The 16,126-nt window shown below is 68.5% G+C and carries 11 protein-coding genes; 3 read left to right on the top strand and 8 right to left on the bottom strand.

Going from position 1 to position 16,126, the window contains the following annotated elements; genetic code table 11:
- Positions 1-34: 34 nt before the first annotated feature.
- Positions 35-1,753 carry an ABC transporter family substrate-binding protein gene (locus tag QRN49_RS15035; protein WP_284756554.1) on the bottom strand — a complete coding sequence of 573 codons (1,719 nt, stop codon included), beginning with the start codon at positions 1,751-1,753 and terminating at the stop codon, positions 35-37.
- Positions 1,754-2,008: 255 nt separating this feature from the next.
- Here QRN49_RS15035 and QRN49_RS15030 point away from each other — a divergent pair, with 255 nt between their 5' ends.
- Genes QRN49_RS15030 through QRN49_RS15020 form a run of 3 tightly spaced genes read left to right on the top strand, consistent with a single transcriptional unit; the run spans position 2,009 to position 6,068 of the window.
- Entirely contained in the window at positions 2,009-2,989 is a 981-nt protein-coding gene (locus QRN49_RS15030) for an ABC transporter permease (RefSeq protein WP_110864437.1), read from the top strand.
- 3 nt (positions 2,990-2,992) lie between these two features.
- Positions 2,993-3,931 carry an ABC transporter permease gene (locus QRN49_RS15025; RefSeq protein WP_071404170.1) on the top strand — a complete coding sequence of 313 codons (939 nt, stop codon included), beginning with the start codon at positions 2,993-2,995 and terminating at the stop codon, positions 3,929-3,931.
- Entirely contained in the window at positions 3,924-6,068 is a 2,145-nt protein-coding gene (locus QRN49_RS15020; protein WP_110864436.1) for a dipeptide ABC transporter ATP-binding protein, read from the top strand. The genes QRN49_RS15025 and QRN49_RS15020 overlap by 8 nt, the downstream gene beginning before the upstream one ends.
- A 179-nt stretch (positions 6,069-6,247) precedes the next feature.
- Here the strand turns inward: QRN49_RS15020 and QRN49_RS15015 are convergent, their stop codons facing one another.
- From QRN49_RS15015 to gcvH, 7 genes are all read right to left on the bottom strand, one after another.
- Positions 6,248-6,754, bottom strand: coding sequence for a PH domain-containing protein (locus tag QRN49_RS15015; protein ID WP_071404172.1), 507 nt, complete (start codon positions 6,752-6,754; stop codon positions 6,248-6,250).
- A gap of 62 nt (positions 6,755-6,816) precedes the next feature.
- A complete protein-coding gene (locus tag QRN49_RS15010) occupies positions 6,817-8,559 on the bottom strand; it encodes a dipeptide ABC transporter ATP-binding protein (protein ID WP_071404173.1) in 1,743 nt (580 codons plus the stop codon).
- Positions 8,556-9,506 (bottom strand): ABC transporter permease, encoded by a 951-nt coding sequence (locus tag QRN49_RS15005; RefSeq protein ID WP_111022608.1) that lies wholly within the window; start codon positions 9,504-9,506, stop codon positions 8,556-8,558. The genes QRN49_RS15010 and QRN49_RS15005 overlap by 4 nt, the downstream gene beginning before the upstream one ends.
- Positions 9,496-10,425, bottom strand: a complete 930-nt coding sequence (locus QRN49_RS15000; protein WP_111022607.1) for an ABC transporter permease — start codon at positions 10,423-10,425, stop codon at positions 9,496-9,498. The genes QRN49_RS15005 and QRN49_RS15000 overlap by 11 nt, the downstream gene beginning before the upstream one ends.
- A 224-nt stretch (positions 10,426-10,649) precedes the next feature.
- Entirely contained in the window at positions 10,650-12,275 is a 1,626-nt protein-coding gene (locus tag QRN49_RS14995) for a peptide ABC transporter substrate-binding protein (protein ID WP_111022606.1), read from the bottom strand.
- A gap of 551 nt (positions 12,276-12,826) precedes the next feature.
- On the bottom strand, positions 12,827-15,748 hold the full coding sequence (gene gcvP / locus QRN49_RS14990) for an aminomethyl-transferring glycine dehydrogenase (RefSeq protein WP_284756553.1): 2,922 nt from the start codon (positions 15,746-15,748) through the stop codon (positions 12,827-12,829).
- Positions 15,745-16,122 carry a glycine cleavage system protein GcvH gene (gcvH, locus tag QRN49_RS14985; RefSeq protein ID WP_017887079.1) on the bottom strand — a complete coding sequence of 126 codons (378 nt, stop codon included), beginning with the start codon at positions 16,120-16,122 and terminating at the stop codon, positions 15,745-15,747. The genes gcvP and gcvH overlap by 4 nt, the downstream gene beginning before the upstream one ends.
- Between the last annotated feature and the right edge of the window lie 4 nt (positions 16,123-16,126).

The following is a 16,126-nucleotide window of genomic DNA, read 5'->3' as shown; positions in this document are numbered from 1 at the left end:
TCGTGAACGGGGTCGTTCGTGAACGCGGTCGCGACTACTTCGTGTAGCCGACGTCCTGCCACTTGACCGAGGACTGCTGGAACTGCGCCGGACCGTAGTTCACCAGGTCCTTGCGCACACCCCAGGCGTACGGCTCGGCGAACAGCGGGATGGTGCCGGCGACCGCGACGATCTTCTTGTCGATGGCCTGCGCGTCCTTGATGCGGGCATCCGGGTCGAGCTCGCCGTTCGCCTTGTCCCACGCGGCACCGAGCGAGTCGTCCGTCACGCCGGAGTAGTTCTGGCCGGCGTCAGCGGGGTAGTAGATCGACTTCAGCGACGAGATCGGGAACGGCGTGCCCTGCCACGCGAAGTACGTGGCGTCGAAGTCACGCGTCGTCGTGGTGATGTACTTCGTGAAGAAGTCGTCGGTGGGCACGGTGTCGATGGTCACCTTGAAGCCGGCGAGCTTGGTCTGCTGCTGCACGAGCTGCGCGACGTTCGCCGAGTTCGGGTTGTCCGACGGGATCACGAAGCGGACGTCGAGTTCCTTGCCGCCCTTGGTCGCGTAGCCGTCCGAGCCGATCTTCCAGCCGGCGTCCTCGAGCTTCGACTTCGCCTTGTCGGTGCTGTAGCCGTAGACGCTCGACGCGTCGTCCTGGTAGCCCTGCTGTCCGGGCAGGTAGACGAGGTTGTTGAGCACGTCGCCCGGGCTCTTCACCGGCGACAGGATCGCCTGGGCCACGACCTTGCGGTTGATGGCCTGTGCGAACGCCTGGCGCACGTCCTGGTCCTTGAAGACGTCCGAGGTACCGTTCAGCGTGATCTGACGCTGCGTGGTGCCGAGCGAGCGCTCGATCTTCGAGTCGGACCGCGAGTTCGCCGTCTTGAGGTTGTCGGCGCTGCCGTTCAGGTTGAACGCGTCGAGCTCCTTGTTGCCGTACGCCTGGGCGACGCCGTCACGCGAGACCGTCTTGAAGACGATCGTGTCGAGCTTGCCCTCGTCACCCCACCACTTCGAGTTCTTCTCGAAGGTCACGACGCCACCGTTGGTGTCGAAGGACTTCAGGATGTACGGACCACCGGAGACGTAGGTCTTGCCGTCGGCGGCGTACGGCGCCTTGGCCCAGGCCTTGTTGAAGTGGTCCGGGGTGTCGACGGCCCAGTACGGGTAGATCGCGGTCAAGACGCTCGCCCAGTCGGCGTTGGTCTTCGAGAACGTCATGATGACGTCACGCTCGTCGGAGCCCTGCTTGACCGAGTCCACGTCCTCCCACACGTTGGTGGACAGCGGCGCGAAGGCCTTGTCGGAGCCGTTCAGCGCCTTCCAGTTCGCGATGACGTCCTTCGCGCTGATCGGGGTGCCGTCCGACCACACGGCCTTCGGGTTGATCTTGATCTCGACGGTCTGGGGCGAGTCCTTGGTCAGCTCGACGGACGTCGCGTAGTCCTTGTTCGCCTCCCACTCGCCGTTCTCCTTGAACTGGATGAAGCTCGGCAGGTAGGTCTGCGAGATCGTCGTGTCGTCGACGGTCCCCGAGTCCAGGTTGAGCAGCTGCCAGTTCGCCGGAGCTGTGTCGATCGGCAGGGTGATCGACCCGCCGTCCTTGACGTCGGCGCGGTCCGCGACGGTCCAGCCGGTCGACTTCAGCGACGACTCGGCGACCGCGGAGTTGTCGCCGCCCGCTTCTCCGCCGCCGGAGCAGCCGGCCAGCACGACGGCAGCTGCCGCAGCGGTGGCCAGGACGGCGATGCCCTTGATCCTCTTTCGCATGGCGAGGATTCCCTTTCGTTGTGGTTCGCGCAGATCGCGCTGGACCGCGGCGGCCCCCGCCGTCGCGCCTGTTGGTTGAGAACCCTAGCCACATCCGAAGGCGGCACAAGGGTCTGTGCGATGAATCGAAACACGCTCGTAACGAATGTTGCATAGCGTCACTTCCGTTGTCCCACCCAGTCGCTCGAACGGCTAGCCTGTCGCCACCGACAACGCCGTCCGGTCGGACGGCCGCACCCAGAGGTCACGAACCACATGCTCGCCTTCATCGCAAAGCGGATCGTCAACTACATCGTCCTGACGATCGTGGCGACCACGCTCGGGTACATCCTCGCCAGCACGACGCTCAACCCGGCAGCCCGGTTCCTGGGGCGCAACCCGGCCGTGCCGCCGGGCACCATCCAGGCGTCGCTCCGCAAGCTCGGCGCCGATCCGGACACCCCGCTCCTCGTCCGCACCTGGGACTGGTGGGTCGGGCTGGTGACGCACGGCTCGCTGGGCATGAGCACCCGCGGCACCGAGGTGACGGCCGACATCATCGCCCGCTCCGGCACCAGCCTGCGGCTGCTCGTGATCGGCACACTGCTCGGCGCGATCCTCGGGGTGCTCCTCGGCGTCTGGAACGCGGTCCGGCAGTACCGCACCTCCGACCAGGTGTCGACGTACCTGTCGTTCGCTGTGCTCGCCACCCCGACCTTCGTCATCGCGGTCGTGCTGATGATCCTCGCGACCACGCTCAACCAGGGCGTGGGGACGCAGGTGATCCGGTTCACCGGCGAGTACACGCCGGGGGTGACCGGGTTCTTCCCGGTGCTCGGCGACCGGCTCGTGCACCTGTTGTTACCGACGATCTCGCTGACCATCGGCGCCGTCGCCACCTACTCGCGCTACCAGCGCTCGGCGATGCTCGACGTGCTGTCGAACGACTTCATCCGGACCGCACGGTCGAAGGGCCGCACCCGCGGGTCGGCGATCATGCGCCACGGTGTCCGGGTCGCCCTCATCCCGATGTCGACCTTCTTCGCGTACTCGTTCGGACTCATCCTGACCGGCGCGAGCATCACCGAGCTGGTCTTCAGCTGGCACGGCATGGGCGAGTACTTCGTCCAGAGCATCAGCAACAACGACATCAACGCGGCGTCGGGCACGATCCTCTTCACGGCGATCCTCGTGCTCATCGCAGGGACCCTCGCGGACCTGCTGTACGCCGCGCTCGACCCGCGAGTGAGGGTGTGACCCGTGTCTGTTCTCGACCCCACGACCACGACCACCGCCGGTGACCCCGGCGACGGCAACGCCGGGACGCCGGCGCACGTCATCGAGGTGAAGGGCGGCCGCACCCCGCTCTGGCGCAAGGTGTTCGGCACCTGGCGCGCACGCATCGGCGGCAGCGCCCTGCTCCTCATCATCCTCTGGGCGTTCCTCGGCCCGTACCTGTACCACTGGAACGCCGTCGACTCCGACGGGCTGGCGTTCGGCATGCCGCCGAGCGCTGCGCACTGGTTCGGCACGAACGACATCGGCCAGGACATCTACGCGCAGACCCTGGTCGGCCTGCAGAAGTCGCTGCTCATCGGCCTGATCGCCGGACCGGCAGCGACCCTGATCGCCGGCATCGTCGGCGCGATCGCCGGGTACTTCGGCGGCCTCACCGACCGGCTGCTCGTGTGGGTCATCGACCTGCTGCTCGTGATCCCGTCGTTCTACGCGCTCGTGCTGCTCAGCCCGGTGTTCAAGAACCTGACGTGGGTTGCCCTCATCGTCGGCCTCGCGGTGTTCAGCTGGATGGTGATGGCCCGGGTGATCCGCGGGCAGACGATGTCGCTCCGCGAACGCGACTACGTCAAGGCCGCCCGGTTCATGGGCGTCCCGGCGTTCACGATCATCCGTCGGCACATCCTGCCGAACGTGGCGTCGCTGCTCATCATCGACGCCACGCTCGGCGTCGGCGCCGCGATCCTGGCGGAGAGCTCGCTGAGCTTCTTCGGCTTCGGCATCCAGATCCCCGACGTGTCGCTCGGCACCCTGCTCGCCGCCGGCAGCCAGTCCGCCGTCACCCGCCCGTGGCTGTTCGTCCTGCCCGCCGCGACGCTCGTCGCGACCGTGCTCTCGACCAGCCTGCTCGGCGACGCCCTGCGCGACGCCATCGACCCCACCTCCGGAGCCAACCGTGACTGAGCCGCTGCTCACCGTGTCCGACCTGTCGGTCACGTTCAACCCGAAGACCAAGCCCGTCTACGCGGTCCGGGGTGTCGACTACTCGGTGGCCCCCGGTGAGTTCCTCGGCATCGTGGGCGAGTCGGGTTCCGGCAAGTCGGTGTCCTCGATGGCCGTGATGGGCCTGCTGCCGTCCTCCGCCCAGGTGCAGGGCAGCATCCGGTTCGACGGGCAGGAGCTCGTCGGCAGGAACGATCGCGAGATGTCTGCGCTGCGCGGCCGGGACATCGCGATGGTGTTCCAGGACCCGCTGTCCGCATTGACGCCGGTGTACACGATCGGCCAGCAGATCATCGAGGGCCTGCGCCTGCACGACCGCTCCCTCACCCAGCACGCCGCACGCACCCGCGCCGAGGAACTCCTGCGCATCGTCGGCATCCCGAACCCGGCGCGACGACTGGACGCGTTCCCGCACGAGTTCTCCGGCGGCATGCGCCAGCGCGCGATGATCGCCATCGCCATCGCGAACGACCCGAAGCTGATCATCGCGGACGAGCCCACCACGGCGCTCGACGTGACGATCCAGGCGCAGATCCTCGACGTGCTGCAGACCGCCAAGGACATGACCGGTGCGGCCGTCGTGCTCATCACGCACGACCTCGGCGTCGTCGCCGGCAACGCCGACCGCGTCGCCGTGATGTACGCCGGCCGGATCGTCGAGACGGCGCCGGTGCTCCCCCTGTTCCGTGAACCGGTGATGCCGTACACGATCGGGCTGCTCCGCTCGATGCCGAACATGACGTCCGCCCGCACCGAGCGGCTCGTCCCGCTCGACGGCCGCCCGCCCCTGCTCACGCAGAAGCCGACCGGCTGCCCGTTCGCCGACCGCTGCCCCGCCGTCATCGACGCGTGCCGCGACGGCGAACCCGCCCTCGTCGCACCGACGGTGCCGCAGAGCGCCGACAACCCGGTCCTGACCGGTGCCGTCCAGACGATCGGCAACGGCACCCTGCTCGACGACCACACCGCCGCGTGCATCCGTCGCGACGAGATCGCCGCGGGCACTCTCGAGCGCTCGGAGATCTTCCCCCGCCCCGAGGACGTCCCCGAGGCAGCGGTCGACCACGGCGACGAGGTCGTGCTCGAGCTGCAGGACGTCGTCAAGACGTTCCCGCTCACCAAGGGCGCGCTCTTCCGCCGGCAGATCGGCGAGGTGCACGCGGTGGACGGCATCTCCCTGACGCTCAAGCGCGGCCAGGTGCTCGGTCTGGTCGGCGAGTCCGGCTGCGGCAAGACGACCACCATCATGGAGATCCTCGAGCTCGCCGGGGCCCAGCACGGCACCATCCGGGTGAACGGCGTCGACACCGCCTCGCTGTCCAAGAAGGACCGTCTGGCACTGCGCCGCGACATCCAGGTCGTGTTCCAGGACCCCATGGCGTCGATCGACCCGCGCCTCGACATCGGCTCGGTGATCGGTGAACCCCTCACCGTGCACGGCGTCGCGAAGGACGAGATCCGCCGGCGGGTGCGCGAGGTCCTCGAGCTGGTCGGGCTCGAGCCGAGCTACATCGACCGGTACCCGCACGAGTTCTCCGGCGGCCAGCGGCAGCGCATCGGCATCGCCCGTGCGCTCATCGTCGAGCCGAAGATCCTGGTGCTCGACGAGCCGGTCTCCGCGCTCGATGTCTCGGTGCAGGCCGGTGTGATCAACCTGCTCGAGGACCTCAAGCACCGCCTCGGGCTGTCCTACCTGTTCGTGGCGCACGACCTGTCCGTCGTCCGGCACATCGCCGACGACGTCGCGGTCATGTACCTCGGCCGCATCGTCGAGTACGGCGACGGCGACGCGGTGTTCTCAGACCCGCAGCACCCGTACACCCGGGCACTGCTGTCGGCCGTGCCGGTGCCGGACCCCATGGCCGAGGCCGCCCGCGGGCGCATCCTGCTCGACGGCGACCTGCCCTCCCCCACGGAGCGCATCGACGGCTGCCGGTTCCGCACGCGCTGCCCGCTCTACCAGCTCCTCGACGAGGGCCGGCAGGAGCAGTGCCGCACGATCGACCCGGGTCTCGAGCCCGTGCACGGCCGCGGTGTCGCCTGCATCCAGACCGACCAGGAGCACCTGCTCACCGAGCGGGTCGGCGCGGTCGTCTGACGACCCGGTCACGTTCACCGCTCCAGATCGTGAGCAGGAAGGGTCGGGTCCCGTCCGCGGACTCGACCATTCCTGCTCACCGAGCGCGGCAGTGGACGTGACCAGCAGACGGACGGGACGCCCGGTACCAGCTGGTACCGGGCCTCCCGTCCGTCGTGTGGTCGCGATCGCGAGCCGCGTCAGGCTCCGAGCCACAGGCTGAGCAGCGAGGCGGCGAGCAGCGCCAGCGCCGCTGCGCCGACCGCCAGGGCCGGCACGTCCCAGCCGCGCACGGCGTCGCCGGCGCCGGTGCCGTCGCGGTGCTCGGACCAGCGGTCGAGCAGCACCGTCATCTCGTCGGGCTGTCGCAGGACGGCCCGCTCGCCGCGCCGGGCCGGTTTCGGCCGCGGCAGCGACGGCCCGCCCCAGCACTGGACCTTCCGGCCGGCGACCGTCTCGATCACGATCTGCCAGCGGAGCCGGACGTCGGCGACGGCCTGCCACGGCACCACGGTGCGGCGGAGCGGGTTGACCACGGTGACCGCGCGCTCGTCGATGACGATGCACGGACGGTAGGTCAGGACCCAGAGCGCCCAGACGAGCACGGCGATCGGGCCGGCGGCACGGAGGACGACGTCCCAGCTCCCCCGGAACGCCGCATCGCCGAGCAGGAACAGGCCCAGGACGGCGACGAGGCCGGACGCCACCGCGCCCCCGCGACCAGCGCGGAGGACGACGGGGCGTCCGGCCTCGTTCGTGTCCAGGTGGATCAGCGTCCGAACTCGAACCCGGCGCCGGGGATGGCGGCCAGGAGGTCCTTCGTGTACTGCTCCTTCGGGGCGGCGAAGACCTCGTCGGTCGTCGCCTTCTCGACGATCTGCCCACGGCGCATGACGCACACGTTGTCCGCGACGAGGCGGACGACCGCGAGGTCGTGCGTGATGAACAGGTACGTCAGGCCGAGCTCGGTCTGCAGCTCGGTGAGCAGGTCGAGGATCTGGCCCTGCACGAGCACGTCGAGCGCGGAGACTGCCTCGTCGAGGACGATGACCTCCGGCTTGAGCGCCAGCGCGCGGGCGACGGCGATGCGCTGTCGCTGGCCACCGGACAGCTCGTTCGGGTAGCGGTTCACCATCGACTTCGGCAGCGCGACCTGGTCGAGCAGCTCGAGCACCCGGGCGCGACGCGAGGCCTTGTCGCCCACCTTGTGCGTGGCGAGCGGCTCGGCGATCGTGTTCCCGACGTTGTACATCGGGTCCAGGGAGCCGTACGGGTCCTGGAACACCGGCTGCACGCGACGGCGGAAGTCGAAGAGGTCCTTGCCCTTCAGCGCGCCGATGTCGATGCCGTCGAACTGCACGGTGCCGCTCGTGATGCTCTCGAGCTGCAGGACGAGCTTCGCGACGGTCGACTTGCCGGAACCGGACTCGCCGACGAGCGCCGTGGTGGTGCCCTTCTGGATCGAGAACGACACGTCGTCGACGGCCTTGAGCTCGCGGGTGGCGAGGCTCTTGCCGCGCAGCTTGTAGACCTTCTCGAGGTTCTTCACCACGATGAGGTCCTCGGCCGGACGGTGCTCGCGCTCCTGGGCCCGGGCGATCAGCTCGGCGTCGTCGTTGCCGGCGTCGGCGATGTCGACGCGTGCGTGCTGCACCTTCGACTGGATGCGACGGCTGGCCAGCGACGGGGCCGCCGCGACGAGCCGCTGCGTGTACGGGTGCTGCGGGTTGGCCAGGATCTCCTTGGAGGGACCGGCTTCGACGACCTGGCCCTTGTACATCACGACGAGCTTCTCGGCGCGCTCGGCGGCGAGGCCGAGGTCGTGCGTGATGAACAGCACCGAGGTGCCGAAGTCGCGGGTCAGGCTCTCGAGGTGGTCGAGGATGACGCGCTGGACGGTGACGTCGAGCGCACTCGTCGGCTCGTCGGCGATGAGCAGCTGCGGGCGGCTCGACAGACCGATACCGATGAGCACGCGCTGGCGCATGCCGCCGGAGAACTCGTGCGGGTACTGCTTCAGGCGGGTCGAGGCGTCGCCGAGGCCGGCCTCCTGCAGGACCTCGACGGCACGGTCACGGACCGCCTTCTTGCCGGTCGCCATGCCGTTCGCACGGATCGCCTCTTCGACCTGGAAGCCGATCGACCACAGCGGGTTGAGGTTCGACATCGGGTCCTGGGGGACGTAGCCGATCTCCTTCCCGCGGATCTCCGACATCTCCTTGTCGCTCAGCCCGACGAGCTCGCGCCCGTTGAACTTGATCGAGCCACCGGTGACCTCACCGGTGCCGGGGAGCAGCTTGATGATCGCCTGGGCGCTCGTCGACTTGCCCGAACCGGACTCGCCGACGATGGCCAGGCGCTCGCCCTGCTCGAGGGTGAGGTTGACGCCGCGGACGGCCTGCACGAGGCCGCTCTGGGTCTTGAAGCCGACCTGCAGGTCGGTGATCTCGAGCAGCGGGGCGCCGGAACCGCCGGTGCGGCTGCTGTTCGTCTGGGTCAGTGTCTCGCTCATCGGCGGGCCCTCGCCTTCGGGTCGAGCGCGTCGCGCACCACGTCACCGAGGAGCAGGAACGCGAGCACGGTGATGGACAGGGCTGCCGACGGCCAGAAGATCGTCGACGGTGCCGTTCGGATCGAGACCTGTGCGGTTCCGATGTCGAGGCCCCAGCTGAGCGCTGAGTCCGGGAGCCCGATGCCGAGGAACGACAGGGTCGCCTCAGCCACGATGAACGTGCCGAGCGACACCGTCGACACGACGATGACCGGGGCCACGGAGTTCGGGATCACGTGACGGACCAGCGTCTTGAAGCGGCTCACGCCGAGCGCGGCCGAGGCCATCACATAGTCGGACTGCTTCGCGCTGAGCACGGCACCACGCATGATGCGAGCGATCTGCGGCCAGGCGAACGCGGCGAGGACCAACGCCACTGTGATCGCGTTCCGCGCCGGGATGACCGACATGATCACGATTGCGCCGAGCACGGTGGGGATGGAGAAGAAGATGTCCGCGATGCGGGACACGATGGTGTCGAGCCATCCGCCGTAGAAGCCGGCGAGAGCGCCGATGATGACACCGACGATCGTGACCAGCACCGTGGCGACGATGCCGACGATCAGCGAGTTCCGTGCACCCCAGATGACACGTGAGTACACGTCGTAGCCCTGGCGGTTGTACCCGAAGATGTGGCCTGCTTCCGAGCCTTCGTTGCTCTTGGCGAGGATCGCCTTCCTCGGGTCGATGTGCGTGAAGAGGCCAGGGAACAACGCCACGACGATGATGAGCAGGATGAGCACGGCGGACACCCAGAACATCGGGCGGACACGCATGGAGTCCCAGGCATCGGTCCAGGTGGACCGGGTCTTCTCGTTCTCGTCGACCTGGTCGACCGCTTGGAGCGGGGTCTCCTCGATCGGAGCGACGTAGTGCGTCGCCGAGCGGGATGCGGCGTTACTTGGCATAGCGGATCCTCGGGTCCAGGACGGCGTAGAGCAGGTCGACCAGGAGGTTGGCGAGCATGAAGATGATGACCATCACGGCGACGAACGACACGACGGTCGGTCCTTCGCCGAGCTTGACGGCCTGGAACACCGTGCCACCCACACCGTGGATGTTGAAGATGCCCTCGGTCACCACGGCGCCGACCATCAGGTTGCCGATGTCGACACCCAGGTACGTCACGACGGGGATGAGTGAGTTGCGGAAGATGTGCACGCCGACGACACGACGACGGGGCAGGCCCTTGGCCGTCGCGGTGCGGACGAAGTCAGCACTCATGTTCTCGGCGACGCTCGCGCGCGTCAGACGCACGATGTACGCGAACGACACCGAGGCGAGCACGATCGCGGGCAACACGAGTTCGTCCCACGGCGCTTCGCCGGACACCGTCACCCGGAACAGTCCGAGGTTGATGCCGAAGACGTACTGCAGCAGGAACCCGACGACGAAGGTCGGGACCGAGATGAGCAGCAGTGACACGACGAGTGCGGTGGCGTCGAACAGCTTGCCCTTGCGCAGACCAGCGATGACACCGACGACGATGCCGGCGACCGATTCGAACAGCAGCGCCAGGATCGCCAGACGGGCGGTGATCGGGAACGCCGAGGCGAGCTGCGAGCTGACCGGCAGACCCGAGTACGTCACGCCGAGGTCGCCGCGGAACACGCCGCCGATCCAGAGCAGGTACTGCACGATGAACGGCTTGTCGAGGTTGTACTGCTGTCGCAGCTGCTCGATCACCTGCGGTGTCGGCTGGCGGTCGCCGAACAGCGCGGCGATCGGGTCGCCGGGCAGCGAGAAGACCATGAAGTAGATGAGGAACGTGGCCCCGAAGAACACGGGGATGAGTTGCAGGAGGCGCTTGCCGAGGTACCAGAGCATCAGATCACTGCCCGGTCCGGAGCGATGTCGATCAGGTTCATTGTGGTGAGGGGTGGACGGTCCGAGGGTCGGCACGGAAGTCCGGTGCGGGAGGGCGCCCGCGGTGTGGGGGAAGGTCTTACCGCCGCGGTACGGGGGTTCGGGGGCCATGTGGCCCCCGAACCCCCGTCCGGTGGTCGCGAGGCAGGATACCTGCTCGCGTGGTGGTCTCTACGAGACCAGGGTCAGTTCTTGACCTCGACGTCGTAGTACAGCGGCACCGAGTTCCAGCCGAACTTGACGTTCGACACCTTGTCCGCGTTCCAGACACCGGTCACGTTGGAGTACCAGAGCGGGATCTCAGGCAGGTCCTCGAACAGGAGTTCCTGAGCCTGGTCGAAGATCTTGTTGCCCTCTTCGACAGTGGCTGCCGAACGGCCCTTCGCGAGCAGCTCGTTGTACTCGGCCGAGTCGTAGCGCGCGTAGTTGCTCGACGAGCCCTTGCCCATGGTCGGGCCGAGGAAGTTGTACAGCGAGGGGTAGTCGGCCTGCCAACCGGTGCGGCTGCCGCCCGTGAGCTTGTCGTTCGTCTGGAGGTCGAGGGCCTCCTGGAACGTCGGGATCGCGTTGCCTTCGGCCTTGATGCCGAGCGTGCTCGAGATCGAGTTCGTGACCGCGGTCACCCATGCCTGGTGGCCACCATCGGCGTTGTACGTGATGGTGAGGGTGTCGTCGTACTTCGAGATCTTGTCGGCCTCGGCCCAGAGCTTCTTGGCCTCGGACTTGTCGTACTCCAGGACGTCAGAGCCCTCGAGGTCGTCGTTCCAACCGGCGATCACCGGCGAGGTGAAGTCCTTGGCCGGGGTGCGGGTGCCGTCGAAGATCTTGTCGGTGATCTCCTTGCGGTTGATCGCCATCGAGACGGCCTCGCGACGGAGCTTGCCCTCTTCACCCTTCCAGTGGTCCAGGTAGTAGGGCAGGTAGATGCCCTGGAAGATCGCGGCGGGCTGGTTGACGTTCGAGTCCGGGAAGTCGGACTTGTACGTCTGGAAGTTGGCGTCCGGCACGGCGTCGAGGACATCGAGGTTGCCGCCCTGAGCATCCGCGTAGGCGGTGTCCTGCGAGGTGTAGAACGTGATCGTCAGACCACCGTTCTTCGGCTTGCGCTTGCCCTCGTAGTCCTTGTTGGCGACGAGCTTGATGGACTGGTTGTGGGTCCAGGCCTTCTTGCCGTCGAGCTTGTACGGACCGTTGCCGATCGGGTTCTCACCGAACGCCTTGGTGTCGTCGTAGAACGCCGACGGCAGCGGCACGAAGGCCGAGTAGCCGAGCGAGAGCGGGAAGTCGGACTGTGCCGACTTCAGCTTCACGGTGAACTCGTCGTCGTTCACGACCTTGAGGCCGGTGAGCTCGGAGTCCTTCTCGGCGTTGTACCCCTCGATGTTCTCGAAGAAGTACGAGGCGCTCTGCTTGTTCGAGAACTGGGCTGCCCAGTTCCACGCCTTGGTGAACGACTCGGCCGTGACCTTCTCGCCGTTCGTGAAGGTGTAACCCGTGTTCAGTTTGATGTCGAAGGTCTTCGAGTCATCGGTGTCGATGCTCTTCGCGACCTCGTTGACGGGCTTGCCGTCGGCGTCGTACGAGACGAGGCCCTCGAACAGCGAGTCGATGACCTTGCCGCCACCGGTCTCGGTGGTGTTCGACGGGATGAGGGGCTTCTGCGGCTCACTCCCGTTCGTGGTGACGATCCCGGACGCGTTCGCCGAGCCCGAGCCACCCCCGTCGGAGCTGTTGCTGGAGCAGGCGGTCAGGGCGAGTGCTGTGGCCCCGAGCACGGCGAGGGCTGAGAGCCCGGCGCGCTTCTTGATCAAGGTTCCTCCTGGTGCATGGGACGCGCAGGGCACAGCGGTGTCGCCCGGGCGCGTTTGACCTTTGCAGCGTAGGCAAGGTGAACAGCGGCGTCCAAACCCAGGGGCGAACGGTTACACGCCGGTAACCAACTTGCACGATCCTTGCGACAAGATGCAACATTCGCGCGCGTGCCGGTGAAGGGTGCGTTTTTGTTGCATCCGCATGAAATCCATTGCACTCCGTCACACTTCTGTGCAAGTCGGGGGACGGCCGAGCATCGCTCAGGGGTACGGCTCGGGGGCTGCGTCGAGCGGTCAGGACATGCCGTGGGTGGCGCGCCGAGTGGTCACGAACTGTCGGTTGGCGCGGGTCAGGACGACGGTTCGTGACCGCACGGCGGAACTGAGCGGGGTGCCGTGACCGCCCGGGACACGACCGTGCCCCCGTCCGCCCCCGTCCGACCCCGGCCGGACGCGACCGTGCCGGCCGCCGGACACGACCGTGCCCCGCCCGGAGGACCGGACGGGGCACGGGGCGCACGGCGACGACGGGGTGTCGGCGCCGGTCGGGATCAGGCGAACGCCTCGATCGGCGGGCAGGCGCACACCAGGTTGCGGTCGCCGTAGGCCTGGTCGATCCGACGCACCGGCGGCCAGTACTTCCGGCCGCTGATGCCCGGCAGCGGGTAGACGGCCTGCTCGCGGGTGTAGGCGTGTGCCCACTCCCCCGAGATCACCGACGAGGCGGTGTGCGGGGCGTGCACGAGCGGGTTGTCGTCCGCCGGCCACTCCCCGCGCTCGACCGCTGCGGCTTCGGCCCGGATCGCGAGCATCGCGTCGACGAAGCGGTCGAGCTCGGCGAGGTCCTCGCTCTCGGTCGGTTCGACCATGAGCGTGCCCGCCACCGGGAACGACATCGTCGGCGCGTGGAACCCGTAGTCGACGAGGCGCTTCGCGACGTCGTCGACCGTGATGCCGGTGGTGTCGCGCAGCGGGCGGAGGTCGAGGATGCACTCGTGCGCGACGAGTCCGTCATCGCCCGTGTACAGCACCGGGAACGCATCACGCAGACGAGCCGCGATGTAGTTCGCCCCGAGGACCGCGGCCTCGGTCGCACGGGTGAGGCCCTCGAGCCCCATCATTCGGACGTACGTCCACGTGATCGGCAGGATGCTCGGGCTGCCGTACGGCGCCGCACTGACCGGGCCGCCGGCGTGGGCCAGGCGGTCGTCCGCCTCGGCGGCGGTCGCACCGGAGCGCCGGTCGGCCTGCTGCGCGAACGGGTGACCGGGCAGGAACGGTGCCAGGTGTGCCTTCGCGGCGACGGGTCCCACGCCGGGGCCGCCACCGCCGTGCGGGATGCAGAAGGTCTTGTGCAGGTTGAGGTGCGACACGTCGCCGCCGAAGTCGCCGAAGCGGGCGTGGCCGAGCAACGCGTTGAGGTTCGCGCCGTCGACGTAGACCTGGCCGCCGGCGTCGTGCACGGCGTCGCAGATCTCGCGGATGTCGTGCTCGTAGACGCCGTGGGTGGACGGGTACGTGATCATCAGCGCCGCGAGGGTGTCGGCGTGGGCGGCGACACGGGCCCGGAGGTCCTCGAGGTCGACGTTGCCGTTCTCGTCGCAGGCCACCACGACGACCTTCATGCCTGCGAGCACCGCGGACGCGGCGTTCGTGCCGTGCGCGCTCGACGGGATCAGGCAGACCGTGCGCTCGCTGTCGCCGTTGGCCTGGTGGTACCCGCGGATGGCCAGCAGGCCGGCGAGTTCGCCCTGGCTGCCGGCGTTCGGCTGCAGGGAGACGGTGTCGTAGCCGGTGACCTCGGCGAGCCACGACTCGAGGTCGCCGATCATGTCGAGGTACCCCTCGACGTCCTCGCGGGGTGCGAACGGGTGGATGTTCGCGAACTCCGGCCAGGTCACGGCGGCCATCTCGGTCGCCGCGTTGAGCTTCATCGTGCAGCTGCCGAGCGGGATCATGCCGCGGTCGAGCGCGTAGTCCTTGTCGGACAGGTGCTTGAGGTACCGCATCATGCGGGTCTCGCTGCGGTGTGCGCTGAACACGGGGTGCGTCAGGTAGTCGCTCTCGCGCTGCAGGGCCGACGGGAGGCCCGTGGCCGCGTCGCGCACGGCTGTCTCGGTCGCGGGGACGGTGACGTCCACCGCCCCGAGCACGCCCGCCAGCGCCACGACGTCGTCGGGCGTGGTCGTCTCGTCGACGGACAGCTGGAACGTGTCGGCGTCCACGACGTGCAGCAGGTAGCCGGCGTCCTGCGCTGCCGCGACGATCGCCTCGGCGCGACCGACGGCCCGCAGGGTGAGCGTGTCGAAGAAAGCGTCGTGCACGACCTCGACCCCGGCGTCACGCGCCACGGCGGCGAGCGCACCGGTGGTCCGTGCGACCCGGCCGGCGATGAACCGCAGGCCCTCGGGCCCGTGGTAGACCGCGTACATCGAGGCCATCACGGCGAGCAGGACCTGCGCGGTGCAGATGTTGCTCGTCGCCTTCTCGCGGCGGATGTGCTGCTCGCGGGTCTGCAGGCTGAGGCGGTAGGCCATCTGGCCGTCGGCGTCGAAGGACACCCCGACCAGGCGACCGGGGAGCTGACGCTCGAGGCCGGCGCGCACCGCGAGGTAGCCGGCGTGCGGGCCACCGAAGCCGAGCGGGACCCCGAAGCGCTGGCTCGTCCCGACGGCCACGTCGGCACCGAGGTCGCCGGGGCTGGCGAGCAGGGTCATCGCGAGCAGGTCGGCTGCGACGACGGCGATGCCGCCGCCGGAGTGGACCCGCTCGATGACGGGCGACGGGTCGACGATGCGGCCCGAGGCGCCGGGGTACTGCAGGATGACGCCGAACGCGCCGTCGAGCTGGTCGTCGCTCGGGCCGGCGGCAGCGTCGAACGTGCGCAGCGTGATGCCCACGGCGTCGGCACGGTGGTCGAGCAGTGCACGGGTCTGCGGCAGCAGGTCGGCGTCGACGAGGAACGCGTCGCCCTTGACCTTGGACGCGCGGCGGGCGAGGAGCATGCCCTCGACCACGGCGGTGCCCTCGTCGAGCATCGAGGCGCCGGCGGTGGCCATGCCGGTCAGGTCGGACACCATCGTCTGGAAGTTGATGAGTGCTTCGAGGCGGCCCTGCGAGATCTCCGGCTGGTAGGGCGTGTACGCCGTGTACCAGCTCGGGTTCTCGAGCACGTTGCGCTGGATCACCGCGGGCGTGTGGGTGCCGTGGTAGCCGAGGCCGATCATGGCGCGCCGCACGGTGTTGCGGCCGGCCTTCGCGCGGAGTTCGGCGAGCGCCTCGGTCTCGCCGACGGCGGCCGGGATCACCGAGTCGGCGACGGGGCCGACGTGGATGGACTCCGGGATCGCGGCACGGACCAGCGCGTCGAGCGACGGCTGTCCGACGACGTCGAGCATGGCCTGCTGGTCGGCCGGGGTGGTGCCGATGTGGCGGTCGGCGAAGGACGTCTGGAGGTTCTCGAACGCGGTCATGCGATGGAGGCCCGGTACGCGTCGTGGTCCATCAGGTCCTCGGGGAACGAGGTGCCGTCGACCTTGATCTTCACGAGCCAGCCGGCGCCGAAGGGGTCCTGGTTGACGGTGTCGGGGGTGTCGACGACGGCGTCGTTGACCTCGACGACCTCGCCCTCGATCGGGGCGAAGAGCTCGCCGACGCTCTTGGTCGACTCGATCTCGCCGATCTGGTCGCCGGCGGTGGTGGCGGTGCCGACGGCGGGGAGCTCGACGTAGACGACGTCACCGAGCTGCTCGGCGGCGTGGTCGGTGATGCCGACGGTGACGGTGTCGCCCTCGACGAGCAGCCACTCGTGGTCGGCCGTGTACTGGAGTGCGGTCTGGTCGGTCATGGGG

It is taken from the genome of Curtobacterium sp. ME-Dv--P-122a (assembly GCF_030209645.1).
In the GTDB taxonomy this organism is placed as follows: Bacteria; Actinomycetota; Actinomycetes; order Actinomycetales; family Microbacteriaceae; genus Curtobacterium; species Curtobacterium flaccumfaciens.
The sequence above is the reverse complement of the archived record's forward strand: the minus strand, read 5'-3'. Positions and strand labels throughout refer to the sequence as shown.